Consider the following 23,955-nt stretch of genomic DNA (forward strand, 5'->3'; position numbering starts at 1 on the left):
GTGAGTGAACCGCTCGTCATCGTCGGTAACGGTATGGCGGCCGCGCGTCTGGTCGACGAGCTCGCCAAGACCGCGCTCGGCCGCTACGCGGTCGCCGTGATCGGCGAGGAGCCGCGGCTCGCTTACAACCGTGTGCTGCTCTCCTCCGTGCTGGCCGGCGAGACCGGCTCGCACGAGATCGAGCTGCGGCCGGCCGACTGGTGGCGCCATCGCGGCGTCACGGTGCGCTACGGCTATCGCGTCACCGAGATCGACGTCGGTCGCCGCGAGCTCAAGATCGAAGGCGAGGAAAGCATGGAATATTCCAAGCTCGTCCTCGCCACCGGCTCGACGCCGCTGCGGCTCAACGTTCCGGGTGCCGATCTCTCCGGCGTGCACACCTTTCGCGATACCCGCGACGTCGACCTGCTGCTGACGCTGGCCGCGGCGAAGAAGCGCGTCGTCGTGGTCGGAGGCGGCCTGCTCGGGCTAGAGGCGGCCTATGGTCTCGCCAAGGCCGGCGCCCCCGTGACGCTGCTGCATCTGATGGACAGGCTGATGGAGCGACAGCTCGATGCGCCCGCGGCCGACCTGCTCAGGACGCTGGTCGAGCGCAAGGGCATCCGCATCCTGGTCAACGCGTCGACGGCCCGCGTCCACGGCGAGAGCCACGTCGAAGCCGTCGAGCTCGCCGACGGCAGCCGCATCGAAGCCGACGCCGTGATCTTCGCTGCCGGCATCAAGCCGAACGTCGTGCTGGCACAAGATGCAGGCATCGCGGTCAATCGCGGCATCGTCGTCAACGACGTCATGCAGACCTCCTCGCCCGACATCTTCGCGCTCGGCGAATGCGCCGAGCATCGCGGCAGCTGCTATGGCCTGGTTGAGCCCGCCTATGAGCAGGCGCGCGTGCTGGCGCGGCATCTTTCCGGCCGCCCCGCCGCCTATCAGGGCAGCGTGGTCTCGACCAATCTGAAGGTCTCCGGCGTCAGCGTGTTCTCCGCCGGCGACTTCATGGGCGGGGAGGGCAGCGAGAGCCTCGTGCTGTCGGACCGCAGCCGCGGCACCTACAAGAAGCTCGTGATTGCCGACGGCCGGCTCACCGGCGCCGTGCTGATCGGCGATACCGTCGATGCGCTCTGGTATCTTGAGCTGATCCGCAATCGCGACAAGGTCGCGGCGATCCGCACCGACATGATGTTCGGCCGCGCGCTTGCGCGTCCCTCCAAGGCTGCTTGACAAGGCTGTTTGACGATGACGGCGATCGATCCAGACCTCCGCACCACCAGGACCACCTGTCCCTATTGCGGCGTCGGCTGCGGCGTGCTGGCGACCCCCGACGGCAAGGGCGGGGCGGCTATCGCCGGTGATCCCGACCACCCCGCCAATTTCGGCCGGCTGTGCTCCAAGGGCTCCGCGCTCGGCGAGACCGTCGGGCTCGAAAGCCGGCTGCTCTACCCGATGATCCGCTGCAAGGGCGTGTTGGAGCGCGTCGCCTGGAGCGATGCGCTCGATCATGTCGCCCATCGCATGCAGCACATCGTGGCGCGCGACGGCGCCGACGCGGTCGCCTTCTATCTCTCCGGCCAGCTCCTCACCGAGGACTATTACGTCGCCAACAAGCTGATGAAGGGGTTTGTCGGCACGGCGAATGTCGACACCAATTCGCGGCTCTGCATGTCCTCTTCAGTCGCGGGTCATCGCCGCGCCTTCGGCGCCGACACCGTGCCCGGCTGCTACGAGGATCTCGACCAGGCCGATCTGCTCGTCTTCGTCGGCTCGAATGCGGCCTGGTGCCATCCCGTTCTGTTCCAGCGCATGCTGAAGAACCGGCAGGAGCGTGGCGCGCGCATGATCGTGATCGATCCGCGCCGTACCGACACGGCCGGCGATGTCGACCTGTTCCTCGGCCTCAGGCCCGGCACCGACACGGCGCTGTTCTCGGGCTTGTTCGTCCATCTCGCCGATAGCGACGCGCTCGATCGGGCTTACATCGCGCAGAACACCAGCGGATACGACGACGCGCTGGCGCGTGCGCGCAACATCGCCGGCAGCGTCACGGCGACGGCGCTTGCCACGGGCCTCTCCGAGCAGGACGTCGCCACCTTCTTCAGGATGTTCCGTGACACCGCGAAGGTGGTCACGCTGTATTCGCAAGGGGTCAACCAGTCGGCGCAGGGCACCGACAAGGTCAACGCCATCCTGAACTGCCATCTTGCGACGGGGCGGATCGGCAAGCCCGGTGCCGCGCCGTTCTCGCTCACCGGCCAGCCCAATGCGATGGGTGGCCGCGAGGTCGGCGGCCTCGCCAATATGCTCGCCGCCCATATGGGTTTCACGCCGCCCGACATCGATCGTGTCAGGCGGTTCTGGAAGGCGCCGCGCATCGCCACCCATGAGGGGCTGAAGGCGGTGCAATTGTTCGAGGCCATCAACCGTGGCGAGGTCAAGGCGCTGTGGGTGATGGGCACCAACCCGGCGGTGTCGCTGCCGGATGCCGACATGGTTCGCGAGGCCCTGAAGAAGCTCGAACTGTTCGTGGTCTCCGAGAACGTGCTCTCCAACGACACGGTCGAGGCCGGCCCGCATGTGCTGCTGCCTGCTCTGGCCTGGGGCGAGAAGTCGGGCACGGTGACCAATTCGGAGCGGCGCATCTCGCGCCAGCGCGCCTTCCTGCCGGCGCCGGGCGAGGCGCGTCCTGACTGGTGGATTCTCAGCGAGATCGCAAAACGTTTCGGTTTCGGCGACAGCTTCAACTACAGATCCGCCGCCGATATCTTTCGCGAGCACGCCGCCCTCTCGGCCTTCGAGAACAATGGCAGCCGCGATTTCGATATCGGCGCGCTGAGTTCGGTGTCCGACGAAGCCTTCGACGCCCTGAAGCCGGTGCAGTGGCCCGCGCGCGAGGGCGGGACGCCCGGCAAGCGCTTCTTTGCGCAAGGCGGCTTCTTCACCAATGACGGCAAGGGCCGCTTCATCGCGCCGGAGGTGCCGGCGCTGCGCGGCGAGACCGGTCCGTCGCGACCCTTGCGGCTCAACACCGGGCGCATCCGCGACCAGTGGCACACCATGACCCGCACGGGGCTGAGCCAGCGGCTGGGCGCACATTTGCCGGAGCCGTTCGTGGAGATTCATCCCGATGACGCCAGCAAATACGGCATCGCACATGACGGCTATGCCCGCATCACCACCGACTACGGCCAGTGCATCCTGAAGGCCGTCGTCAGCGACCGGCAGCAGCGCGGCACCCTGTTCGTGCCGATCCATTGGAGCGCGACGAACGCCTCGCACGGCCGCGTCGGCGCGCTGGTACAGTCCTTCACCGATCCGTTCTCGGGCCAGCCGGAGGCCAAGGCGACACCGGCCGCGATCGCGCCTTACGAATTCGTCTTCCGCGGCTTCGCGCTGTCGCGCAAGCCGCTGAATCTGCCGCAGAACCTGTTGTGGACGCGCGTCACGGTCGCCGGTGGCTTCGGTTATCTCTTTGCCGACAATGCGGATCTCGCCCGCTGGCCGGCCTGGCTCGATGGTGTTGCCGGCGAGGACGTTGCCGAATACCGCGACTTCGGCGGCGGCGTCTATCGCGCCGCCTCGTTCGCAGGTGATCGTATCGAGACCTGCCTGTTCGTCGGACCCGCGCACGATGCCGGCGATTGGGAGGTGGTGAAAAGCGCATTCGCCGCCGACCGCGTGACCGACGAGCAGCGCCGCATGCTGCTGTCCGGCAAATCGATAGAGGGCGCCGATTCGACCGGTCCGATCGTCTGCGCCTGCTTCGGCGTCGGCCGCGGCCCCATCTGCGACACCATTGCCGGCGGCGCGCGCACCGCCGCCGAGATCGGCGCCAGGCTCAAGGCCGGCACCAATTGCGGCTCCTGTATCCCCGAGCTGAAGCGGTTGATCGCGAAGACGGAAGTGCCGGTGAAGCAGACCAAGGTCGCGAGCGCCGCGGGGTAGGCGAACGAGGTCTCGTGCCCCGGACGCTGCGCAGCACGAAGTGATGCGCTGCAGAGCCGGGCCCATGTTGCAGCGACCCATGCGGCTTCCTGGGTCCCTGTGTCTGGGAAGTCTGGCATGATGATGGTGGGCGGGAAGCCGTTGGGTCCTTGGCGCTTGACGCCGTGAGCCGGCTCGGTCTCCCGCCCGTTCCATCTATCAACCTGAACAGTTGCACGAGGCTGCGTCAACAGACCTCGCATCACAGGGACAGGCACCGTGATCATATCCTCTCGTTGCGTCGGGATCGACATCTCCAAACATCACCTTGATATTTTCGATGAGGCCATCGGCGTAGCGGAACGCATCGCCAACGCGCCACAGGCCATCACACAGCTGGTGGCGCGTTGGCGATGTGATGCGCTGATCGTCTTCGAGGCTACGGGGGTCTATGACCTCGAGCTTCGGGAGGCCCTGCATCGGGCCGGCATCCGCTTTGCCCGGATCAATCCGGCCCGTGCCCGCGACTTTGCCCGCGCCAGCGGCCAGCTCGCCAAGACCGATCCGATCGATGCGCGGATGCTGGCGGCCTTTGCCCGCGCCATGAAGCCCGCCACCGAGCAGGCCGCGACGCCTGCTCGCAACACTTTGGCAAGGCTTGCAAAACGGCGGGACCAACTGGTTGCCATGAGGGCCCAGGAAAAGAACCGCCGCAGCGAAGCCGAGGACCGCGCCATGGTGGAACGCATCGCTCGCCTCATCGAGGTCCTCAATGATGAGATCGCCGAAATCGACACTGAGATTCATGCGCTCGTCAAAGCCGAACCGGAGCTTGCCAATGATGCACAGTTGATGCGCTCGGTGCCCGGCGTGGGACCCGTCGCTTGCATGCAACTCCTCACCCAGATGCCCGAACTTGGGCGTCTCGGGCCAAAGGAGGTGGCCGCTCTTGCCGGCCTGGCTCCCTTCAATGTCGATAGCGGGGCTTATCGTGGCAAGCGCAAGATCGGCGGCGGACGAAAGCGCGTCCGCGACGCCCTCTACATGGCTGCTCTCAACGCCGTTCGTCGCGCCGATCACTTCAAAATCTTCTATGACCGGCTCCGTCTGGCCGGCAAACCAGCAAAGCTCGCCCTCATTGCTGTCGCAAGGAAGCTGCTGACCATCCTCAACGCAATGCTGCGCGACCGAAAACCCTATAAAATCGCACCATCAACATAACAGTTGCCGGCTCTGCGCCGCAACGCTGGGGCGTTGCAGCGCGTCCGGGACACGAGAGTGGCGTAGGCTGGTGCTCGTGCTCCTGGCGCAGCCGTGATCTCCGCTCAATCGACGCGCCTTCAATTGTCCCCTATGGTGCCGCGTGCTCCTCCTCAACAACCACAATAGCGATGATGTACCTGGAAACGCCGCCGCGCCTGATCGAGACAAGAGTCTTCACCGCCATGCCCGACAAGTTCCGCCGCAAGGGCGAGCGGACCGATTGGGCCGACGCCAACCGCCCGGGGGTGCCGACGGACTCCTTCATCGAAGGTCCTTCATTCGACAAGGATGGCAACCTCTACATCGTCGACATTCCCTTCGGCCGCATCTTCCGTATCGCGCGTGACGGCGAGTGGTCGCAGGTCATCGCATACGAGGGCTGGCCGAACGGGCTGAAGATCGCATCCGACGGCCGCATCCTGGTCGCCGACTACATGCACGGCATCATGGAGCTCGATGCAAAGGCCGGACGGATCAAGCCGGTACTGACCGCGCGCAATTCGGAATCGTTCCGCGGCTGCAACGATCTCCACCTCGCCAGCAATGGCGACGTCTATTTCACCGATCAGGGCCAGACCGGGCTGTACGACCCCAGCGGCCGGGTCTATCGTCTCGCGTCGAACGGCCGGCTCGATTGCCTGATCGACACCGGCATCAGCCCGAATGGTCTCGTGCTCGATCCGACCGAGACCGTGCTGTTCGTCGCGATGACGCGCGACAACGCGGTGTGGCGGTTGCCCTTCATGAAGGACGGCAGCGTGTCCAAGGTCGGCCGCTTCTGCTCGCTGTTCGGCACCAGCGGTCCTGATGGCATGACCATGGATGCCAAGGGCCGCCTGTTCGTCGGTCATGCCTCGCTCGGCCATGTCTTCGTGTTCGCGCCCAACGGCGAACTGATCGCGCGGATCAAGTCCTGCGCGGGACCGAACTGCACCAATGTCGCGATCGGTGGCGCCAACAGGGATCGTCTCTATATCACGGAGTCCGCGACCGGCAGCGTCCTGGTAGCGGATATCAGCGGACTGTGAGATCAAGCATGAACACACATCCCTTCGGCCAGACCGGCGCCAACGTCTCTATCATCGGGCAGGGCACCTGGTATCTCGACCACGGCGATCGCAAGCGTGCGATCGCGGCGCTTCAGCGCGGGCTCGATCTCGGCATGACCCATATCGACACCGCCGAAATGTATGGCGATGCCGAACTCGTCATCGCGGATGCGATCGCGGGCCGGCGCGACGAGGTGTTCCTCGTTTCGAAAGTGCTGCCCAGCAACGCCTCGCGCCGCGGAACCATCAGCGCTTGCGAGCGCTCGCTGAAGCGGCTCAAGACCGATCGGCTCGACTGCTATCTCCTGCACTGGCGCGGCTCCTATCCACTGGAGGACACCGTCGCTGCGTTCGAGGAACTGGTGAAATCAGGCAAGATCAAGTCCTGGGGCGTCTCCAACTTCGACGCGGACGATCTCGAGGAAATTCTCGACGTTGCGGGCGAGGGCCGGATCGCATGCAACCAGGTGCTCTATCATCTGAAGGAACGCGCGATCGAGCATGCGGTGATCCCGTGGTGCGAGCGGCACAATGTCGCCGTCGTGGCCTACTCGCCGTTCGGCCACGACGATTTCCCGGCAGGCAGCAGCAAGGGCGGTGCCGTGCTGGCGCGCATCGCGGAAGCGCATCGTGCGACGCCGCGTCAGGTCGCGCTGAGCTTTCTCACCCGTGCGACTACGGTGTTGGCGATTCCGAAGGCCTCGTCTGCGGAACATGCCGGCGAGAATGCGGCGGCAGGCGACCTCGTGCTGACGAAGGACGAGATTGCCGCGCTGGACGCGGCGTTTCCCCGCGGGCCGAAGCCGCGCAGCCTTCCCATGCTGTAGTGCACAACGGGCAATATTAACGGAGCATTGACGCGCGCGGCGGCCGGCGCATATCGGCATCCTGTTTTCGGAAGTTGTTAACGGGGCGCATTTGTCGTTTTTTACGACCGTTCTCGATTCGCATTTTGCCCGGGTTCCAGCCGTGACACCGCCGCCCGCCGCAGCCGCAAGGCTCGACAGTATCCCCATGCCCGCGCCGGAGAAGAAGCAGCAGGCTCGCCGCGCGCCTGCGCGCGTCGATCATCCCTTCAAGGGCATCGCGCTGATCCTGCTCTCGACGGTGTTTCTCGGCTGCTCCGACGTCACCGCGAAGTATCTGGCGGCCAGCCTGCCTTCGATCGAGATCACCTGGATCCGCTTCCTCACCTTCACGCTGCTGTTCACGCCGGTGATGCTGCCGGCCTCGCCGCTCTATGCGATGCGCACCAAGCGTCCCGGCCTTCACGTGATGCGCGGGGCGGCGCTGCTTGGCTCCTCGCTGTTCTTCATCACGGGCCTCGGCTTCCTGCCGATCGCGGAGGCATCCGCCACCGGCTTCGTAGCGCCGCTGTTCGTCACTGCGCTCTCGATCGTCTTCCTCGGCGAGAAGGTCGGCATGCGGCGCTGGCTCGCCACCGCGCTCGGCCTGATCGGCGTGCTGATCATCCTGCGCCCGGGCACCAGCGCATTTCACCCCGCCGCATTCTTTCCGTTGGTCTCGGCCGCGTGCTGGGCCGGCACGTTGATCCTGACGCGCATGATGAGCGGACGCGAGGCCGTCGTCACCACCATGGCCTATTCCTCGCTGACCGGCCTTGCGATTCTGACCGCGCTGGTGCCGTTCGTCTGGGTCACACCGTCCTGGACCGCGATCGCGCTCGGCATCTTCATCGGCATCGCCTCGACCGCGGGCCAGTGGATCGTCGTGCTGGCCTATCGCTACGGCGATGCCTCTGTGCTGGCGCCGTTCTCCTACACGCAGCTGCTTTGGGTCAGCATTCTGGGCTTCTTCATCTTCGGCGAAGTGCCCGATGTCTTCACCATCACCGGCGCGGCCTTCATCGTGGCGAGCGGCCTCTACATCGCCCATCGCGAGCGTGTCCGCCGCGCCCAGCTCCTGGTGCTGGAAGAGCGTTCCCCGAACGCCTGACGCAAGTTCGCCACTCCTGCTTCGTGGTATCAGCGCTCCAAACATTACGGGAGGAGCCGGATGCGGGCCGCGATTTTCAGGAACGGAGAGATCGTCGTCGACCGGATCGCCGAGCCGAAGCCGGGCCCCGGCCAGGTGCTGGTCAGGACGCTCGCCTGCGGCATCTGCGGCTCCGACCTGCACGCGCGCCAACACGCCCACCGCATGGTGGAGATGGCGCAGAAGGTCGGGCGCAAGCCGATGGACCTCTCCCGTGACGTCGTGTTCGGCCACGAGTTCTGCTGCGAAATCGTCGACTACGGCACCGGCACCGAACGCAAGCTCAAGCCCGGCACCCGCGTCTGCTCGCTCCCGGCGCTGCTGACGCCGCAGGGCATCGAAGGCATCGGCTATTCCAACGACAATATCGGCGGTTACGCCGAGGCGATGCTGCTCAGCGAAGCGCTGCTGCTTGAGGTGCCCAACGGCCTTGCGCCCGAGCATGCCGCGCTCACCGAGCCGCTGGCGGTCGGCGTCCACGCCGTGGCAAAAGCCAATATCAGCGGCGGCGAGGTGCCGCTCGTGATCGGCTGCGGCCCGGTCGGCCTCGCGGTGATCGCCGCGCTGAAGCTGAGGGGCCTGCACCCGATCGTCGCCGCGGACTATTCGCCGGCGCGGCGCGCGCTCGCGGCGAAGCTGGGCGCGGACGTCGTCGTCGATCCCCGGGTCTCGCAGCCTTATGCGACGTGGGCCGAGCACGCGCAGATGTCGGAGGCGGAGAAGGCGGCGCGGCCGCCGTTCCGGGCCATGCTGCCGGCGCTGAAGCCGGCGGTCATCTTCGAATGTGTCGGCGTGCCCGGCCTGCTGCAGCAGGTGTTCGAAGGCGCGCCGCGCGATGCACGCATCGTCGTGGTCGGCGTCTGCATGGAGACCGACAGAAGCGAGCCCATGCTCGGCATCATGAAGGAGCTGAGCGTCCAGTACGTGCTCGGCTACACGCCGGACGAATTCGCAAGCTCACTGCGCCTGATCGCGGAAGGGCAGGTGGATGCCGCCGCGATGGTGACGGCCGTAGTCGGCATCGACGGAGTCGCCAAGGCGTTCGCCGATCTCGCCAATCCCGAGATGCATACCAAGATCATCGTGCAGCCGTGGCGGTGATGGCCACGTAGGGTCGGCAAAGCGGTAGTGTGCCCACCATTCTCACCACAAATGCGGACGCAGGGTGGGCATGGCGCCACGCCCCATTGCCCATCCTGCGAGACCACCGTCAATATTTCGCCGGCACGTACATCTCCGGCGGAACCGGGCCTCGCTGATAGTCGGGGTTGCGGACGCGCGGCGGCAGCGTCACGGGAGCCCGCAGCACCTCCTGGTACGGGATCTGAGTCAACAGATGCGCGATGCAATTGAGTCGGGCGCGCTTCTTGTCCACGGCATCGACGATCCACCATGGGCTATCCGGCAGATGCGTGTGCTCCAGCATCGTCTCCTTGGCCTTGGTGTACGCCTCCCAGCGACTGCGGGACTCGACGTCCATTGGGCTCAGCTTCCACTGCTTCAAGGGATCCTTGATCCGCATGGTGAAGCGGAACTGCTGCTCGTCGTCGGTGATCGAGAACCAGTACTTGACCAGGATGATGCCGGAGCGGATCAGCATGCGCTCGAATTCCGGCACTGTCTTGAAGAACTCCTGATATTCGTCCTCCGAGCAGAAGCCCATCACGCGCTCGACCCCGGCGCGGTTGTACCAGCTACGGTCGAACAGCACGATCTCGCCGCCGGCCGGCAAATGCGCGACGTAGCGCTGGAAATACCATTGCGTGCGCTCGCGCTCGTTCGGCGCCGGAAGCGCCGCGACGCGGCAGATGCGGGGATTGAGGCGCTGGGTGATGCGCTTGATCACGCCGCCCTTGCCGGCGGCGTCGCGGCCCTCGAACAGCACCACGACCTTCTTCCTCTCGCTCTGCACCCAGTCCTGGAGCTTGATCAATTCGCCCTGGAGGCGAAGCAGCTCCCGGAAATAGAGCCTGCGATCGACCGTCGGTCTCAGCGTTCCGGTCTCGTCGAGGAGTTCGTCGAGCCGGGCATCATCCAGCTCCATCTCCAGTTCCTCGTCGAGATCGTCGGCCATTTCCTGGATGATGCGCGCGCGCTTGGAGATCTCGGATTTGCGATCGGCTGCGGTCATGGGTGCTTCTCTCGGCTCGAATACCAGTCACAACGACCATCGGCGGGGTTTGTTGCGACCATGTGACAACGTGGGACGCAGGTCACACCGGCAGCGCGATCGAATATTTCACCTGGCTGAGCGCAAAGCTGGACTCGATCGAGGCGATGCCGTCGAGCCGGGTCAGCTTGGTCTTGAGGAATGTCTCGTAGGAGGCGAGGTCGGCGGCGACGACGCGGAGCAGATAGTCGCGATTGCCGGTCATCAGATAGCATTCCAGCACCTCGTCCCATTTCGAGATCGCGCGGGCGAAGCGATTGAGGTCCTCTTCCTTCTGCCGCGCCAGCTTGATCGAGATGAAGACGCTGACATGCAGGCCGAGCGCCTTCTGGTCGACGGTCGCGATGTAGCGGCTGATAACGCCGCGTTCCTCCAGCAACTTGACCCGGCGATGGCAGGGCGAGACCGAGAGCCCGACCTTATCGGCGAGTTCCTGCATGGTCATCCGGCTGTCGTTCTGGAGATGGCTGAGGATCTTCCGGTCGATGGGGTCGAGCTCTGGCATTGGGATGGAACCTGGGTCAGGAGGGGTCTGATTGGTAAAATATCCCAATAACGGCCGGTATGGCGCGAAATTTTGAGAAGTTTGGCGCCGCCCGCGGGCGTATGATCGGTGCTTATTTCCCGGAGCATCGCCATGCCCGCTGACCCCGTTCGCCTCGACACCCTGACCGCGCTGGCCCGCAAGGCGCTGTGGCTGTCGTCCTGGACCATCCACCACGCCAACCACATCCGTTCCAATGCGGATGGCCTCAAGGTCGGCGGCCACCAGGCCTCCTCCGCCTCGCTCGCGACCATCATGTCCGCGCTGTACTTCCACGTGCTGCGCCCCGAGGACCGCGTCGCGGTGAAGCCGCATGCGAGCCCGGTGTTCCACGCCATCCAGTATTTGTTCGGCCGCCAGAGCCGCGAGAAGCTGGAGAACTTTCGCGGCTTCAAGGGTGCGCAGTCCTATCCGTCGCGCACCAAGGACGTCGACGACGTCGATTTCTCCACCGGCTCGGTCGGCCTCGGCGTCGCGCAGACGCTGTTCTCTTCGCTAGTGCAGGACTACGTCAAGGCGCATGGCTGGATGAAGGGCCGCCGCGAGGGGCGGATGATCGCGCTCGTCGGCGACGCCGAGATGGACGAGGGCAACATCTTCGAGGCTCTGGCAGAGGGCTGGAAGCACGGCCTGCGCAACACGTGGTGGGTGGTCGACTACAACCGCCAGTCGCTCGATGCCGTCGTCCGCGAAGGTCTCTGGGAAAAGTTCGAGACCATGTTCCGCAATTTCGGCTGGGACGTGGTGATCGTGAAATATGGCCGCCTGATGCGCGAGGCGTTCGCGGAAGCGGGCGGCGAAGCCTTGAAGCGCTGGATCGACAACTGCCCGAACGCGCTCTATGCGGCGCTGTGCTTCCAGGGCGGCGCGGCCTTCCGCAAGCATCTGCACGACGAGATCGGCGACCAGGGCCCGATCACGAAGCTGATCGACAAGCGCAGCGACGAGGAACTGCTCGCGCTGATGTCGAACCTCGGCGGCCACGACATGGCGAGCATGCTCGAGGCGTTCGACTCCATCGATCACGATCGCCCGGTCTGCTTCATCGCCTACACCATCAAGGGCGTCGGCCTGCCGTTCCAGGGCCACAAGGACAACCACGCCGGCCTGATGACGGTCGCGCAGATGGAGAAGTACCGCGACAGCCAGAATATCCGGCCCGGGCATGAATGGGACAAGTTCGAAGGGCTGACGCAGGATGCGGCGGAACTCGAAGCGTTCCTCGCGCGCGTGCCGTTCAACCAGGACGGCCGCCGGCTGACGGCTCCCGTCGTCGAGGTGCCCCAGCAGCTCGCCTTCAAGCCGTCGCCGCAGATGTCGACCCAGCAGGGCTTCGGCCTCGTCCTCAACGAGATCGCGCGCAGCGACAGCGAGCTGGCGAGGCGCATCGTCACGACCTCGCCCGACGTCACCGTCTCGACCAATCTCGGTCCCTGGGTCAACCGCCGCGGGCTGTTCGCGCGCGCCGAGAAGGCGGACTTGTTCCGCAGCGAGAAAATTCCCTCGACCTACAATTGGGACGCCTCGCCCAAGGGCCAGCATCTCGAGCTCGGCATTGCCGAGATGAACCTGTTCATCATGCTGTCCGCGCTCGGCCTGTCGCACCAGATCAACGGCGAGCGGCTGCTGCCGGTCGGCACACTCTACGATCCCTTCATCGAGCGCGGGCTCGATGCCCTGAACTATGCCTGCTACCAGGACGCCCGCTTCATGGTGGCGGCGACGCCGTCCGGCATCACGCTCGCGCCCGAAGGCGGAGCGCACCAATCGATCGCGACGCCCTTGATCGGCATGGCACAGGACGGGCTCGCTTCGTTCGAACCGGCCTTCGTCGACGAGCTCGCTGTCATCATGGCTTTCGGCTTTGAGCACATGCAGCGCGAGGCGGGCGAGGGCGGCTCGGTATATTTGCGGCTCTCCACGCGCAGCATCGAGCAGGCGCAGCGGATCATGACGCCGGAGCTGAGGCAGGGCATCACCGACGGCGCGTATTGGCTGCGCAAGCCGGGTCCGAATGCCGAGGTCGTGATTGCCTATACTGGCGCAGTCGCGCCGGAGGCGATCGAGGCCACCGGCTTCATCGGCGAGAGCCGCCGCGACATCGGCCTGCTCGCGATCACCTCGGCGGACCGCCTGCATGCCGGTTGGACCGCCGCGCGGAAATTGCGGCGCGACCGCCGCGGCGTGCAGCATCTCAGCCATGTCGAGAAGCTGCTGGCGCCGCTGCCGCGCGACTGCGGCATCGTGACCGTGATCGACGGCCACCCTGCCGCGCTCGGCTGGCTCGGCAGCGTCCGCGGCCATCGCGTCGAGGCGCTCGGTGTCGAGCAGTTCGGCCAGACCGGCGCCATCGCCGATCTGTATCGGCACTACGGCATCGATGCCAACGCCATCATCGATGCGGCCGAAAGCCTCACCACCGGTGCGCCGGTGCTCCACCGGAAGATGGCGGTGTAGCGGCGGTAACCCGTCGCATGGGCCCCGGCTCTGCAGCGCATCACTGAACTGGACGATGCTTCGCATCGCCAGGGAAGTGCTGCGCTGCGTCCGGAGCACGAGACTGTTTGCACTCGTTCCAATCTCGCGTCCCGGACAAGGCGCGACATGAAATGTCGCGACGCAGAGCCGGGAGCCAGGTTCTTGCGATTGATGGCCGCTTGCCTCGCTTCAAATCGCGTCACATATTCCGTCCGCCGCAACGCTGGCCCCGCATATGGCGGGTTCAATTGCCGGCGCTTTCGTGCAAGGATGCCTGCCGAAACGCCCCCTCCAAGCCCCAAGAAGAGGTTAACGATGGTCAATCGCATGCAATTCTACATCGATGGCGCCTGGGTCGATCCCGCCGTCAAGAAGTCCACCGCCGTGGTCAATCCGGCGACGGAAGAGGCGATGTACGAGGTCGCGCTGGGCTCCAAGGCTGACGTCGACAAGGCTGTCGCCGCCGCCAAGCGCGCCTTTGCCACTTTCTCCCAGACCAGCCGCGAGGAGCGCGTCGCGCTGCTCAGCAAGATCATCGAGGTCTACAAGGGCCGTCTCAAGGAGATCGGCGCTGCCGTCTCCGACGAAATGGGCGCACCGCTGCCGATGGCGGAGAAGCTCCAGGCCGGCGCCGGCCTCGGCCATCTCATGACCACGCTCGACGTGCTCAAGAACTATCATTTCGAGGAGCCGGTCGGCACCGCCATGGTACTGCGCGAGCCGATCGGCGTGGTTGGCATGATCACGCCCTGGAACTGGCCGCTGAACCAGATCGCCTGCAAGGTCGCGCCCGCGCTCGCCGCCGGCTGCACGATGATCCTCAAGCCCAGCGAGTTCACCCCGACCTCGGCGCTGATCTTTGCCGAGATCCTGCATGAAGCCGGCGTGCCGAAGGGCGTGTTCAACCTCGTCAACGGTCTCGGTCCCGAGGTCGGCGCTGCCATGAGCGAGCACCCTGACATCGACATGATCTCGTTCACCGGCTCGACCCGCGCCGGCATCGATGTTGCCAAGCGCGCGGCACCCACCGTGAAGCGCGTCAGCCAGGAGCTCGGCGGCAAGTCGCCGAACGTCATCCTCGAAGGCGCCGATCTTCAGAAGGCGGTGACCGGCGGCGTGATGCACATGTTCAACAACTCGGGCCAGTCCTGCAACGCGCCCTCGCGCATGATCGTGCCGCTGTCGAAGATGAAGGAAGTCGCCGCGATCGCGAAGGCCGTCGCCGACAAGACCAAGGCGGGCGATCCGCGCGCCGAAGGCACCACGATCGGCCCCGTCGTCAACCGCGGCCAGTGGGACAAGATCCAGGGTCTGATCAAGAAGGGCATCGACGAGGGCGCGACCCTCGTCGCCGGCGGCCCGGGCCTGCCCGAAGGCGTGAACAAGGGCTTCTACGTCCGCCCGACCATCTTCGCCGACGTCACGCCCGACATGACGATCGCCCGCGAGGAGATCTTCGGACCGGTGCTGACCATCATCGGCGCCAAGGACGAGGCCGACGCGGTGCAGATCGCGAACGACACGCCCTACGGCCTCGCCGGCTACGTCACGGGCGCGACGGTCGAGGACGCCAAGCGCGTCGGCCGTCAGATCCGCGCCGGCAATGTCAACCTGCAGGGCGTGCCCAACGACCGCACTGCGCCGTTCGGCGGCTACAAGCAGTCCGGCAACGGCCGCGAGTGGGGCAAGTTCGGCCTCGAGGACTTCCTCGAAGTGAAGGCCGTCGCCGGCTTCAACGCGGCGTAAGCCGTACCGCCTGATCAAACATGACGCCGGAGCGGGCAACCGCTCCGGCGTTTCGTCATTGCGCGCCAACGGGTCCGGGCGAAGCCCGGCCCGATGACAGGCTCCGCGAAGCAATCCAGAATCTCTCAGCGCAGGCAGTCTGGATTGCTTCGTCGCAGGTGCTCCTCGCAATGCCGGAAGAGAGCGCCTATCCGCCCGCCGCGCCCTGCGTGTTCACATACAGCGCGTAGATCGACTGGCTCGCGGCCATGAACAGGCGGTTGCGCTTGACGCCGCCGAAGCAGAGATTGGCGCAGCGCTCGGGCAGGGCGATGCGGCCGATCATGACACCGTCCGGTGCGAACACCACGACGCCGTCGAGCTCGGGATCGCCCATGCCCCAGCCGCACCAGAGATTGCCATCGATGTCGCAGCGCATGCCGTCGGGCGTGCCCGGACCGGCATCGATGTGAACGCGCTTGTTGGAAATCGTGGTGCCGTCGGCCGAGACGTCATAGGCGAGGATCTTGCGGTTCGGCACGCCGCGGGATTCCACGACGTAGAGGATCTTCTCGTCCGGCGAGAAGCACAGCCCGTTCGGACCGAGCACGCCTTCGGCGACGATCGTTGCCTTGCCGGTCGCGGGATCGAGCCGGTAGACGTTCGGCTCGATCTCGGGTTCTGCCTTGTAGCCTTCGTAGTTGCCGAGCAGGCCAAAGGTGGGATCGGTGAACCAGATCGAGCCGTCGGACTTCACCACGACGTCGTTCGGCGAGTTCAGCCGCTTGCCGTCGAACGAGTCCATCAGCACGGTGATGCTGCCGTCGTATTCAGTGCGGGTCACGCGGCGGCCGCCGTGCTCGCAGGTGATCAGCCGCCCCTGGCGATCGCGCGTGTTGCCATTGGCGAAGTTGGAGGGCTTGCGGAACACGCTGACCGCGCCGGTCTCCTCCTCCCATTTGAGGATGCGCTGGCTCGGAATGTCGCTGCAGAGCAGATAACGCCCGTCGCCGAACCACACCGGACCCTCGGCCCAGCGCAGGCCGGTCGTCAGCCGCTCCACCGCCGAAAGTTTCAGCCAGTATTTTTCGAAGCGGGGATCGAGCGCTTTTATCGCTGGATCAGGGTAATAGGTCGCCGGCCGCCAGCCTTGGTTATGGGACGAGGCATCGTTCATGTGCGGTTCTCGTTGTTGCGTTCCCTCTGTCCAAGTCTGCTAGCATCAGATATCCATGGCCGCAAATCGGCCGCTAGAGATGAGGGAGAGATATGCCGCGCATCCTGATGACGGGAGCTTCGGGCGGAATCGGAACGCGCCTGCGCAAACTGCTGCCACCGCTCTATCCGGACCTGCTGCTGTCCGACCTCAAGCCGCCCGCCGATCTCGGCGCCAACGAAACGTTCAAGGCCGCCGACCTCGCCGATCTCGCTCAAGTTGAAGCGATCTGCGAGGGAGTCGACGGCATCCTGCATTTCGGCGGCTATTCGGTCGAAGGTCCTTGGAACGACATCCTCCAGTCCAATATCATCGGTGGCTACAATTTGTTCGAGGCCGCACGCAAGAAGGGCGTCAAGCGCGTGGTGTTCGCCTCGTCGAACCACGCCGTCGGCTTCTATCCGCGCCACCACAGGATCGGCACTGAGGTCACCGCGCGGCCCGACAGCCGCTATGGCGTCAGCAAGGTGTTCGGCGAGGCCGTCGGCGCGCTCTACGCCGACAAGCACGGCCTGAAGGTGACTTGCCTGCGCATCGGCAATTTCGGCGACATGCCGCTCGACCAGCGCCGGCTCGCGATCTGGCTCAAGCCCGATGATCTCGTGCAGCTCTGCCGCATCGGGCTCGAACATCCCGACATCCATTTCGAGGTCTTCTACGGCGCCTCCTTCAACGAGCGCGCCTGGTGGGACAATCACCGCGCCTACGAGCTCGGCTATCGCCCGACCGGTCGCGCCGAGGATTTCCGTGAGCACGCGATGGCGGAGCAGGCCAAGTTGAAGTCGGACCCGGTCGGCGATTATTTCCAGGGCGGCACGTTCTGCAGCATGGAGTTCGATGCCGACCCAGGCCGCGTGATCGACTGGACCAAGCGTTAGAAGCGGCTCACCTGCCGAGCGTCAACAGCGGCTTGCCTGTCTCGACAATATAGGTCGCAAGCTCCGCCGCGTTTCCGCTGCCGAGGTTCGTCACCGCATGATGTACGCCGTGAGGAATAAGCAGCACCTCGCCGGCCTTCAGGATCACCGGCGGCCTGCCGTCGAGCCGATATTCCAGCTCGCCTTCGATCATATAGACGAGCTCTTCGCCCGGGTGACTGTGCCTGACGGCGACAACGCCCGGAGGAAAATCGACGCGGACCTGGACGACCTCGCGTCCGGGGACGCTCAGAGCTTCCTTCATGAGATGTGTGCGCTTGATGTCTCCCAGCCGAGGCTCTTCGGATCGGGCAGGGAGCGAAGCCAGGCTGGTTGCGGCGATCAGCGCCGCCGCAACGATGATTCCATATCTCTTCATGTGAATGGGCTTTCGGTTGTGCGCGACGTTGCGCTTGTGTCGATCAGGCGGCGGCCGCTGCCGCGGGTGTTGCGCGAAAGCTGATGGCTATGCGGTTGTAGGCGTTCATCAGGCTGATCGCGATCGTGAGGTCCACGAGCTCACGCTCCTCGAATACGGCGCGTGCGGCCTGGTATGCCTCGTCATGAACGCCGGTCTCGGCAACCCGTGTCACCGTTTCCGCCCATGCCAGCGCGGCGCGCTCGCGCTCGTCGAAGAGGTTGCCGGCCTCGCGCCAGGCCTGCAGCAGGGCGATCTTCTCGATCTTCTCTCCCTTCTTGAGCAGCTCGCGCGTGTGCATGTCGAGGCAGTAGGCGCAATTGTTGATCTGAGAGATCCGCAGATAGACCAGCTCGATCAGCGTGGGGGAAAGGCGGCTCTGCAGGATGTAGCCGTAGACGCTACCTAGCGCCTTGATGCCTGCCGGCGCGATCTGGTTGTAGTCGAGACGCTTACTCATGTTCTTCTCCTTGAGGATGTTTCCGCTGGACGGCAGTGGTCGGATCCTTCTCGCCGCTGTCGACGACGACACTGCGAGCAGCGCGAGCCCCGCCGAGGATGAATCGTATTCTCATGGCGGGGCTCCTGTTTCGAGTTCGGTTGTTGCGCTGTGACGCGAGTTCTCACCTGCGGATGGCGGCCTTCAGCGAGTCCGTGAACACCCAGAAGGAAGCAGCCAACAGGCCGACGTCCTTCAGCAGGAACTGTCCCGGTGCGACCGTGATCGCGGGCACCCCGAGCTCAGGCACGACGACGCCAGGCGTCGAGATCATGAAGCTCAGCGTCGTGACGAACAGTCCGGCCGAGAGAAGGCCGCCGGCTGCGGAATAGATCGGGCTCACCGACCGGAGCGCGATCAGAAGCCCGATGCTCAGTTCGACGAAACCGAGAAACGTGGAGAAGCCGCGGACCGAAAACAGCGCGTAGAACCAGCGCAACAGCGGACTGTTTTCCACCAGGGGCACCAGCCCCTGCGCTTCGTAGTCGGTGAACTTCATCCCGCCGAACCAGGCGTAGATGATTGCGAGCGACGCATAGAGACCGATCCGGCTGACCGGTTCGGCGTAGGCGAGCAGGCGTTCAGACTGATCGCGCCAGCTGATGGTGCGGCTCAGCGCGATGGCTGAGGTGGACGGGTGGCTGATGATGCGTGACATGGTGATCTCCGTTTTGATGCAGGGCTATCGCTCACGCATTCAGGTGCGTGTGCAGGTTGTAGCGAGGGGCGGGAATGGCGCTCGAGAGCTTGTTAGTCATGGCGAGCCGCGCGCTCTCGTGGCGATCCCATGCGGACTTGTCGGCGAGCGCCGGGATCGTCACGACCTCGCCGAGATCGAGACCGGCGAGCGCCGCGTCCACCATGTCGTCGGCCGACATGACGATCCCGGCAGGCAGTTGGTGAACCGGTGTACCGGCGGTATCCCAAAACTCGGTCGCAGTGGCGCCCGGCAGCACGGCTTGTACGCGGATGCCCTTGCCGGCGAGCTCGTGAACGAGCGACTGGGTGAATGCGAGCACGAACGCTTTCGAGCCGCCGTAGACGCCGTTCAGCAGCTCCGGCGCGATCGCGACGATGGAGGCGATGTTGATGATGGTGCCATGGCCGCGTTCGATGAATCCGGGGACCGCCGCGTAGGTCAGGCGCGCCAGCGCGCTGACGTTGAGGCGGATCATGTCTTCCATTTTGTCGATGTCGGAGGCGATCAGCGGGGCTGAGGCGCCGACGCCTGCGTTGTTGACCAGCACCGAGACGGCGGGCTCGGTTCTGAGGAGTTGCTCGACACGGCGCAGGTCGGCCAGCGATGTGAGATCGGCTTCCACCGTCTCTACCTTGCGGCTGCTTTCGCTGGTGAGCCTGCGCGCCAGCGACGCGAGCCGCTGCCTGTTGCGCGCAACGAGGATGAGGTCGTGGCCGCGCTTCGCCAGGCGATCGGCGTAGATCGCGCCGATTCCGGTCGAAGCACCGGTGATGAGCGCAGTGCCTTTTCTGGTCTGGGTCATTTTCGTCTCCTTTCCGTTTCGGTGCGGAGAGGAATAGGCACTTCCGGAAATGAGGGGTATCTGGCAAAATCGGGATCTATCCTTCCAGAATATGGAAGCGTCCCATGGATCGTTTTGAAAGCATGTCGGTGGTCTTGGCGGTGGCGGAGGCGGGCAGCCTGTCCGCCGCCGCGCGCCGTCAGAAAATGCCGTTGGCAACGGTGAGCCGGAAGGTGTCGGAGCTCGAGGAGCACCTGCGCACCAAGCTGTTTCACCGATCGAGCCGCGTCCTCGTTCCCACCGATGCCGGACGCTCCTACATCGCCGCGGCCAAGCGAATTCTTGCCGATCTCGCCGAGGCCGAGCGCGTTGCCTCCGGCGAATACACCACGCCGCGCGGAGATTTGAGTGTCACGACGCTCGTCGCACTCGGTCGCTTGTGCCTGCAGCCGATTCTAGCCGAGTTTCTTGCGGCATTCCCGCAAGTGGACGTTCAGCTCAACTTGCAGGACCGGACGCTCAATCTCCTGGACGAGCATATTGACGTCGCGCTTCGCGTCGGGGATCTCGCCGACAGCGGCCTGATCGCTGTGCGAGCGGGAGAAATTCGCCGCGTGGCCTGCGCCAGTCCGACCTATTTGGAATTGCGCGGGATACCGAAGTCTCCCGACGATCTCTCTGCGCATGACTGCATCAGCTATCCTCCGCTTCAGTCGCCGAACATCTGGAGGTTCAAACGTGGGCAGACCGAGTATGCGGTGCCCGTGCGGTCACGCTTCATTGCGAGCAATCTCGAATCGGCCTTCGACGCGGCACGCGCAGGCATCGGGGTTACTGTCGCGTTCTCATACCTCATCGCGGACCCGCTGCGGTCGGGAGAGCTCGTCGCACTTCTGCAGGACTTTCAGCCCCCGCCGCAACCGGTCAACTTCGTCTATTCGCCCAACCGCTTCATGCCGGCCAAGCTGCGAGCCTTTCTCGATTTTGCAGTACCGCGCCTGAGGGCGCGCCTGGCCGACATGCCCCGGGACGTGGCGTCGCGGAAGCAACGGGCGTAGCTGGGTCGGGCGCGCGCATCAGAAGTGCAAGTTGAGACGCAGTAGCGCCTGGTGCCGCTCGAACTGATCGAGGTTGAGGCTGCGAACGTCGCCGATCGCCTTGCCGGCAACCTGCATCTGCCAGGTGCCGGAGATGCCGACCTCCTTCGAGATGTTGTAGGAGAAGGTCGGGCCGGCAAAGACTGCGTCTCCCAAAAAGCGGTCGAGGGCGCCGCCGTCATAGGCCCGCGCGTAGCGTACGCCGAGGCCGAGCACGAGGTCGGGCTGCACTACATAGGAGATCGCGGCCTGGAGCTGCATCTCGGAATCGTGTCGCCAAAGATTGGTTAGGGTCTCGCGGGTCCCGCCGGTCCCGTACCAGACGTTGAAGGCCGCAAACAGCCTGTCCTTGACCAACTCGCGATCGAACAGCGCGGCAAACTCTGCGCCATATTGCGCGATGTGCATGCCGCTGGCGTCGTCGATCCGGCTCCAACCGGGCTGGGCGTGGAGTGTCAACCCGAATGGCGCGACGGCACGATCGACCAGCTTGTAGCGAAGTTCGAGCGCCGCCCCGCCGAAAGCGACGTCGCGATGATTGGCAAGGCCCGGAACGCCATTGATGTGCTGTCCGGTCAGTGCAAATCCGGGCGCGATCCGGAAGTTGTCCGAGACCGTGTATTTGACCTGATTAAGATTGGCCCAGGCTGCGTAAGTGCCGGAGCGCTTGCCGAACGCGCCGACATTCTCGAACTCGATCTCCATTTCGCCGGGCTTGCCGATGTCGGAGCCCATGCTGAAGCCGAAAATATGCTCGGTGTCGATATCCGCATGGGTCGACGGCAACCCGCCCGCCAGCTTGTTGATGCCGAGGCCTGGTGCGGAGCCGGGCCAGGGAGCGGCATATGCGAGGCTGCGTGCGCCCTCGTCGGCGGAGGCGGAGGCGCAGCTTGCCAGGTGACCGACGACGATGATCGCCGCCGCTATTGCGCCCGCGAAGCTCGATTTTCTCACCACGACAACCACCAACCTAAGCAAACCAAGGGCACTAATCGACGCAGGGGCTTTGGGTTCGCGCGCAATCCCCCTGCGATTGCAAGTCATTCGCAATAAGATTTCACAGTTTGGCGAGGGATGCAACTACTTGCTAATCATTCTTAGTTGCGTTCGATATCTTCCGCCGCAGGCGGCTCGAAATGCGAGGGAAGTCTGATGACGCACCCGTGCTGGCGGTCCGCGAAGTTCAGCTGCTTGCGCCATGAGAATTGGAGCTGCGCCGAGTTCCACCGATCCGCGCCGGAGAAGTCGGAAAACTGGAGCACTCCGCACGCGTTCGGGAGCCGTCGAGATCGGATGCAGGATCAATTTCGGGAGTTGAACCTGCGACCAGCAGTGCTGTGAGATGCTCGCTTGAAGAGGGGCCCGGCCACCAAGCCTCAGGCCTGCAACTCGGCTTATTGACAATCAGGGGGCTGGCCTTACCACGAGCGACAAAGCTGAAGGGAGCGACCTGATGACGAGTGGCTTGCGCAAGGGTTTGACCAGCTACGGCGATGCCGGCTTCTCGCTGTTCCTGCGCAAGGCGTTCATCAAGGCGATGGGCTACTCCGACGACGCGCTGGAGCGCCCGATCGTCGGCATCACCAACACATATAGCGACTACAATCCCTGCCACGGCAACGTCCCTGACATCATCGAAGCCGCCAAGCGCGGCGTGATGCTGTCCGGCGCGATGCCGTTCGTGTTTCCGACCATCTCGATCGCCGAAAGCTTTGCGCATCCGACCTCGATGTACCTGCGCAACCTGATGGCGATGGACACCGAGGAGATGATCCGCGCCCAGCCAATGGATTCGGTGATCGTGATCGGCGGCTGCGACAAGACGCTGCCGGCGCAGGTGATGGCGGCGATCAGCGCCGATCTGCCGACGGTGGTCATCCCCGTCGGCCCCATGGTGGTCGGTCATCACAAGGGCGAGGTGCTGGGGGCCTGCACCGATTGCCGCCGGCTATGGGCGAAATATCGCGCCGGTGACATGGACGATGCCGAGATCGAGGCGGTGAACGGGCGCCTCGCGCCGTCGGTCGGCACCTGCATGGTGATGGGCACGGCCTCGACCATGGCCTGCATGATCGAAGCCATGGGCCTGTCGCTGCCGATGAGCGCGACGATTCCGGCGCCGCATGCCGAGCGTTTCCGCCTCGCCGAGGCGAGCGGCAAGGTGGCCGCCGAGATGGCGAAGACGAAGGGGCCCAAGCCCAGCGAGTTGCTGACGCCTGGGTCTTTCAGGAATGCGCAGGTCGTGCTCCAGGCGATCGGCGGATCGACCAATGGCCTGATCCATCTGACCGCGATGGCGCATCGCTCGCCGCACCGGCTCGATCTCGCAGCCTTCGACCAGATCGGCCGCGAGGTGCCGGTGCTGGTCGATCTCAAGCCGTCCGGCGAGCATTACATGGAGCATTTCCATCACGCTGGCGGCGTGCCGAAATTGCTCGCGCAGCTCGGCGATCTCATCGATCTCGATGCCAGGACGATCACCGGCCAGACGCTGCGCGATGTCGCGGCGAATGCGGAGGACGTGCCCGGCCAGGATGCAATCCGCCCGCGCGACAATCCGATCAAGAAAGAGGGCGGCCTCGCCATCCTGCACGGCAATCTCGCCCCGCGCGGCGCCGTCATCAAGCAGTCGGCCGCGAGCCCGAAACTGTTGCAGCACACCGGGCGGGCCGTCGTTTTCGAATCCGTCGAGGACATGACCTTGCGGGTCGACGATCCCGATCTCGATGTGAACTCCGACGACGTGCTGGTGTTGCGCAATGCCGGCCCGAAGGGCGCGCCCGGCATGCCCGAGGCGGGCTATCTGCCGATTCCGAAGAAGCTCGCGCGCGGCGGCACCAAGGACATGGTGCGCATCTCGGATGCGCGCATGAGCGGCACCGCGTTCGGCACCATCGTGCTGCACATCACCCCGGAATCCGCCGTCGGCGGGCCGCTGGCGCTGGTGCAGAACGGCGACATGATTCGCCTTGACGTCGGAAGGCGCAGCATCGAGCTGCTGGTCGATGCCGCGGAACTGGAGCGGCGCCGCGTCGCGCTGAAGCCGGCCGCCGTGCCCGAGGAAACGCGGCGTGGCTACGCCTGGCTGTTCAACGAGACCATCATGCAGGCCGACGAGGGCTGCGACTTCGATTTCATGCAGAGGACCGGGAAGCAGACGGAGAAGCGTTGATCGGCCGCGCAAACGA

The 23,955-nt window shown here is 64.9% G+C and carries 20 protein-coding genes; 12 read left to right on the plus strand and 8 right to left on the minus strand.

Going from position 1 to position 23,955, the window contains the following annotated elements; translation table 11 throughout:
* The 7 genes from ABIG06_RS23420 to ABIG06_RS23450 all read left to right on the plus strand — a co-directional run bounded on the left by ABIG06_RS23420 (nucleotide 1) and on the right by ABIG06_RS23450 (nucleotide 9,323).
* Entirely contained in the window at nucleotides 1-1,218 is a 1,218-nt protein-coding gene (locus ABIG06_RS23420) for an NAD(P)/FAD-dependent oxidoreductase (RefSeq protein WP_370138768.1), read from the plus strand.
* A 15-nt stretch (nucleotides 1,219-1,233) separates the two neighbouring features.
* Nucleotides 1,234-3,936: a molybdopterin-dependent oxidoreductase gene (locus ABIG06_RS23425; RefSeq protein WP_424578394.1), complete on the plus strand. Its 2,703-nt coding sequence runs from the start codon at nucleotides 1,234-1,236 to the stop codon at nucleotides 3,934-3,936.
* Nucleotides 3,937-4,194: 258 nt separating this feature from the next.
* Nucleotides 4,195-5,136, plus strand: coding sequence for an IS110 family transposase (locus ABIG06_RS23430; protein ID WP_370134307.1), 942 nt, complete (start codon nucleotides 4,195-4,197; stop codon nucleotides 5,134-5,136).
* 173 nt (nucleotides 5,137-5,309) lie between these two features.
* Nucleotides 5,310-6,206: an SMP-30/gluconolactonase/LRE family protein gene (locus ABIG06_RS23435; protein ID WP_370140894.1), complete on the plus strand. Its 897-nt coding sequence runs from the start codon at nucleotides 5,310-5,312 to the stop codon at nucleotides 6,204-6,206.
* Nucleotides 6,207-6,214: 8 nt separating this feature from the next.
* The gene (locus ABIG06_RS23440) at nucleotides 6,215-7,054 is read left to right on the plus strand and encodes an aldo/keto reductase (RefSeq protein WP_370138769.1); all 840 of its coding nucleotides are present in this window, start codon (nucleotides 6,215-6,217) and stop codon (nucleotides 7,052-7,054) included.
* A gap of 187 nt (nucleotides 7,055-7,241) precedes the next feature.
* Nucleotides 7,242-8,183 carry a DMT family transporter gene (locus tag ABIG06_RS23445; protein WP_199751429.1) on the plus strand — a complete coding sequence of 314 codons (942 nt, stop codon included), beginning with the start codon at nucleotides 7,242-7,244 and terminating at the stop codon, nucleotides 8,181-8,183.
* Between the two features lie 60 nt (nucleotides 8,184-8,243).
* Nucleotides 8,244-9,323 (plus strand): zinc-binding dehydrogenase, encoded by a 1,080-nt coding sequence (locus ABIG06_RS23450; RefSeq protein WP_370138770.1) that lies wholly within the window; start codon nucleotides 8,244-8,246, stop codon nucleotides 9,321-9,323.
* Nucleotides 9,324-9,432: 109 nt separating this feature from the next.
* On the opposite strand, the gene ppk2 is transcribed toward ABIG06_RS23450, so the two are convergent.
* On the minus strand, nucleotides 9,433-10,353 hold the full coding sequence (gene ppk2 / locus ABIG06_RS23455; protein ID WP_370138771.1) for a polyphosphate kinase 2: 921 nt from the start codon (nucleotides 10,351-10,353) through the stop codon (nucleotides 9,433-9,435).
* An 82-nt stretch (nucleotides 10,354-10,435) separates the two neighbouring features.
* On the minus strand, nucleotides 10,436-10,897 hold the full coding sequence (locus ABIG06_RS23460) for an Lrp/AsnC family transcriptional regulator (RefSeq protein WP_370138772.1): 462 nt from the start codon (nucleotides 10,895-10,897) through the stop codon (nucleotides 10,436-10,438).
* A gap of 132 nt (nucleotides 10,898-11,029) precedes the next feature.
* Here ABIG06_RS23460 and ABIG06_RS23465 point away from each other — a divergent pair, with 132 nt between their 5' ends.
* Together ABIG06_RS23465 and ABIG06_RS23470 are read left to right on the plus strand one after the other, a co-directional pair.
* Entirely contained in the window at nucleotides 11,030-13,393 is a 2,364-nt protein-coding gene (locus ABIG06_RS23465; protein ID WP_370138773.1) for a transketolase, read from the plus strand.
* A 336-nt stretch (nucleotides 13,394-13,729) separates the two neighbouring features.
* The gene (locus tag ABIG06_RS23470) at nucleotides 13,730-15,160 is read left to right on the plus strand and encodes an aldehyde dehydrogenase family protein (protein WP_124160604.1); all 1,431 of its coding nucleotides are present in this window, start codon (nucleotides 13,730-13,732) and stop codon (nucleotides 15,158-15,160) included.
* A gap of 187 nt (nucleotides 15,161-15,347) precedes the next feature.
* Here ABIG06_RS23470 and ABIG06_RS23475 read toward each other — a convergent pair whose 3' ends face one another.
* Entirely contained in the window at nucleotides 15,348-16,316 is a 969-nt protein-coding gene (locus ABIG06_RS23475; protein ID WP_370138774.1) for an SMP-30/gluconolactonase/LRE family protein, read from the minus strand.
* 92 nt (nucleotides 16,317-16,408) lie between these two features.
* Between ABIG06_RS23475 and ABIG06_RS23480 the strand changes: the two genes are divergently transcribed.
* The gene (locus ABIG06_RS23480) at nucleotides 16,409-17,233 is read left to right on the plus strand and encodes an NAD-dependent epimerase/dehydratase family protein (RefSeq protein ID WP_370138775.1); all 825 of its coding nucleotides are present in this window, start codon (nucleotides 16,409-16,411) and stop codon (nucleotides 17,231-17,233) included.
* Nucleotides 17,234-17,240: 7 nt separating this feature from the next.
* On the opposite strand, the gene ABIG06_RS23485 is transcribed toward ABIG06_RS23480, so the two are convergent.
* The 4 genes from ABIG06_RS23485 to ABIG06_RS23500 all read right to left on the minus strand — a co-directional run bounded on the left by ABIG06_RS23485 (nucleotide 17,241) and on the right by ABIG06_RS23500 (nucleotide 19,691).
* Entirely contained in the window at nucleotides 17,241-17,651 is a 411-nt protein-coding gene (locus tag ABIG06_RS23485; protein ID WP_124160607.1) for a cupin domain-containing protein, read from the minus strand.
* A gap of 43 nt (nucleotides 17,652-17,694) precedes the next feature.
* The gene (locus ABIG06_RS23490) at nucleotides 17,695-18,150 is read right to left on the minus strand and encodes a carboxymuconolactone decarboxylase family protein (RefSeq protein WP_370138776.1); all 456 of its coding nucleotides are present in this window, start codon (nucleotides 18,148-18,150) and stop codon (nucleotides 17,695-17,697) included.
* A 163-nt stretch (nucleotides 18,151-18,313) separates the two neighbouring features.
* Nucleotides 18,314-18,847 (minus strand): YkgB family protein, encoded by a 534-nt coding sequence (locus ABIG06_RS23495; RefSeq protein WP_370138777.1) that lies wholly within the window; start codon nucleotides 18,845-18,847, stop codon nucleotides 18,314-18,316.
* Nucleotides 18,848-18,878: 31 nt separating this feature from the next.
* The gene (locus ABIG06_RS23500; protein ID WP_124160609.1) at nucleotides 18,879-19,691 is read right to left on the minus strand and encodes an SDR family NAD(P)-dependent oxidoreductase; all 813 of its coding nucleotides are present in this window, start codon (nucleotides 19,689-19,691) and stop codon (nucleotides 18,879-18,881) included.
* 122 nt (nucleotides 19,692-19,813) lie between these two features.
* Here ABIG06_RS23500 and ABIG06_RS23505 point away from each other — a divergent pair, with 122 nt between their 5' ends.
* Nucleotides 19,814-20,728, plus strand: a complete 915-nt coding sequence (locus ABIG06_RS23505) for a LysR family transcriptional regulator (RefSeq protein ID WP_424578585.1) — start codon at nucleotides 19,814-19,816, stop codon at nucleotides 20,726-20,728.
* Between the two features lie 18 nt (nucleotides 20,729-20,746).
* Here the strand turns inward: ABIG06_RS23505 and ABIG06_RS23510 are convergent, their stop codons facing one another.
* Nucleotides 20,747-21,724, minus strand: coding sequence for a hypothetical protein (locus ABIG06_RS23510; protein ID WP_370138779.1), 978 nt, complete (start codon nucleotides 21,722-21,724; stop codon nucleotides 20,747-20,749).
* 496 nt (nucleotides 21,725-22,220) lie between these two features.
* Between ABIG06_RS23510 and ABIG06_RS23515 the strand changes: the two genes are divergently transcribed.
* The gene (locus tag ABIG06_RS23515) at nucleotides 22,221-23,939 is read left to right on the plus strand and encodes an IlvD/Edd family dehydratase (RefSeq protein ID WP_199751525.1); all 1,719 of its coding nucleotides are present in this window, start codon (nucleotides 22,221-22,223) and stop codon (nucleotides 23,937-23,939) included.
* Nucleotides 23,940-23,955: the final 16 nt, after the last annotated feature.

This window comes from Bradyrhizobium sp. USDA 326 (assembly GCF_049739485.1).
Taxonomy (GTDB): domain Bacteria; phylum Pseudomonadota; class Alphaproteobacteria; order Rhizobiales; family Xanthobacteraceae; genus Bradyrhizobium.

What these genes read in the sequence shown, in the direction of transcription:
- ABIG06_RS23425 (WP_424578394.1), top strand. Translation starts at nt 1,234, where the DNA reads ATGACGGCGATCGATCCAGACCTCCGCACCACCAGGACCACCTGTCCC.
- ABIG06_RS23435 (WP_370140894.1), top strand. Translation starts at nt 5,310, where the DNA reads ATGTACCTGGAAACGCCGCCGCGCCTGATCGAGACAAGAGTCTTCACC.
- ABIG06_RS23440 (WP_370138769.1), top strand. Translation starts at nt 6,215, where the DNA reads ATGAACACACATCCCTTCGGCCAGACCGGCGCCAACGTCTCTATCATC.
- ABIG06_RS23445 (WP_199751429.1), top strand. Translation starts at nt 7,242, where the DNA reads ATGCCCGCGCCGGAGAAGAAGCAGCAGGCTCGCCGCGCGCCTGCGCGC.
- ABIG06_RS23450 (WP_370138770.1), top strand. Translation starts at nt 8,244, where the DNA reads ATGCGGGCCGCGATTTTCAGGAACGGAGAGATCGTCGTCGACCGGATC.
- ppk2 (WP_370138771.1), bottom strand. Translation starts at nt 10,353, where the DNA reads ATGACCGCAGCCGATCGCAAATCCGAGATCTCCAAGCGCGCGCGCATC.
- ABIG06_RS23460 (WP_370138772.1), bottom strand. Translation starts at nt 10,897, where the DNA reads ATGCCAGAGCTCGACCCCATCGACCGGAAGATCCTCAGCCATCTCCAG.
- ABIG06_RS23465 (WP_370138773.1), top strand. Translation starts at nt 11,030, where the DNA reads ATGCCCGCTGACCCCGTTCGCCTCGACACCCTGACCGCGCTGGCCCGC.
- ABIG06_RS23470 (WP_124160604.1), top strand. Translation starts at nt 13,730, where the DNA reads ATGGTCAATCGCATGCAATTCTACATCGATGGCGCCTGGGTCGATCCC.
- ABIG06_RS23475 (WP_370138774.1), bottom strand. Translation starts at nt 16,316, where the DNA reads ATGAACGATGCCTCGTCCCATAACCAAGGCTGGCGGCCGGCGACCTAT.
- ABIG06_RS23480 (WP_370138775.1), top strand. Translation starts at nt 16,409, where the DNA reads ATGCCGCGCATCCTGATGACGGGAGCTTCGGGCGGAATCGGAACGCGC.
- ABIG06_RS23485 (WP_124160607.1), bottom strand. Translation starts at nt 17,651, where the DNA reads ATGAAGAGATATGGAATCATCGTTGCGGCGGCGCTGATCGCCGCAACC.
- ABIG06_RS23490 (WP_370138776.1), bottom strand. Translation starts at nt 18,150, where the DNA reads ATGAGTAAGCGTCTCGACTACAACCAGATCGCGCCGGCAGGCATCAAG.
- ABIG06_RS23495 (WP_370138777.1), bottom strand. Translation starts at nt 18,847, where the DNA reads ATGTCACGCATCATCAGCCACCCGTCCACCTCAGCCATCGCGCTGAGC.
- ABIG06_RS23500 (WP_124160609.1), bottom strand. Translation starts at nt 19,691, where the DNA reads ATGACCCAGACCAGAAAAGGCACTGCGCTCATCACCGGTGCTTCGACC.
- ABIG06_RS23505 (WP_424578585.1), top strand. Translation starts at nt 19,814, where the DNA reads ATGTCGGTGGTCTTGGCGGTGGCGGAGGCGGGCAGCCTGTCCGCCGCC.
- ABIG06_RS23515 (WP_199751525.1), top strand. Translation starts at nt 22,221, where the DNA reads ATGACGAGTGGCTTGCGCAAGGGTTTGACCAGCTACGGCGATGCCGGC.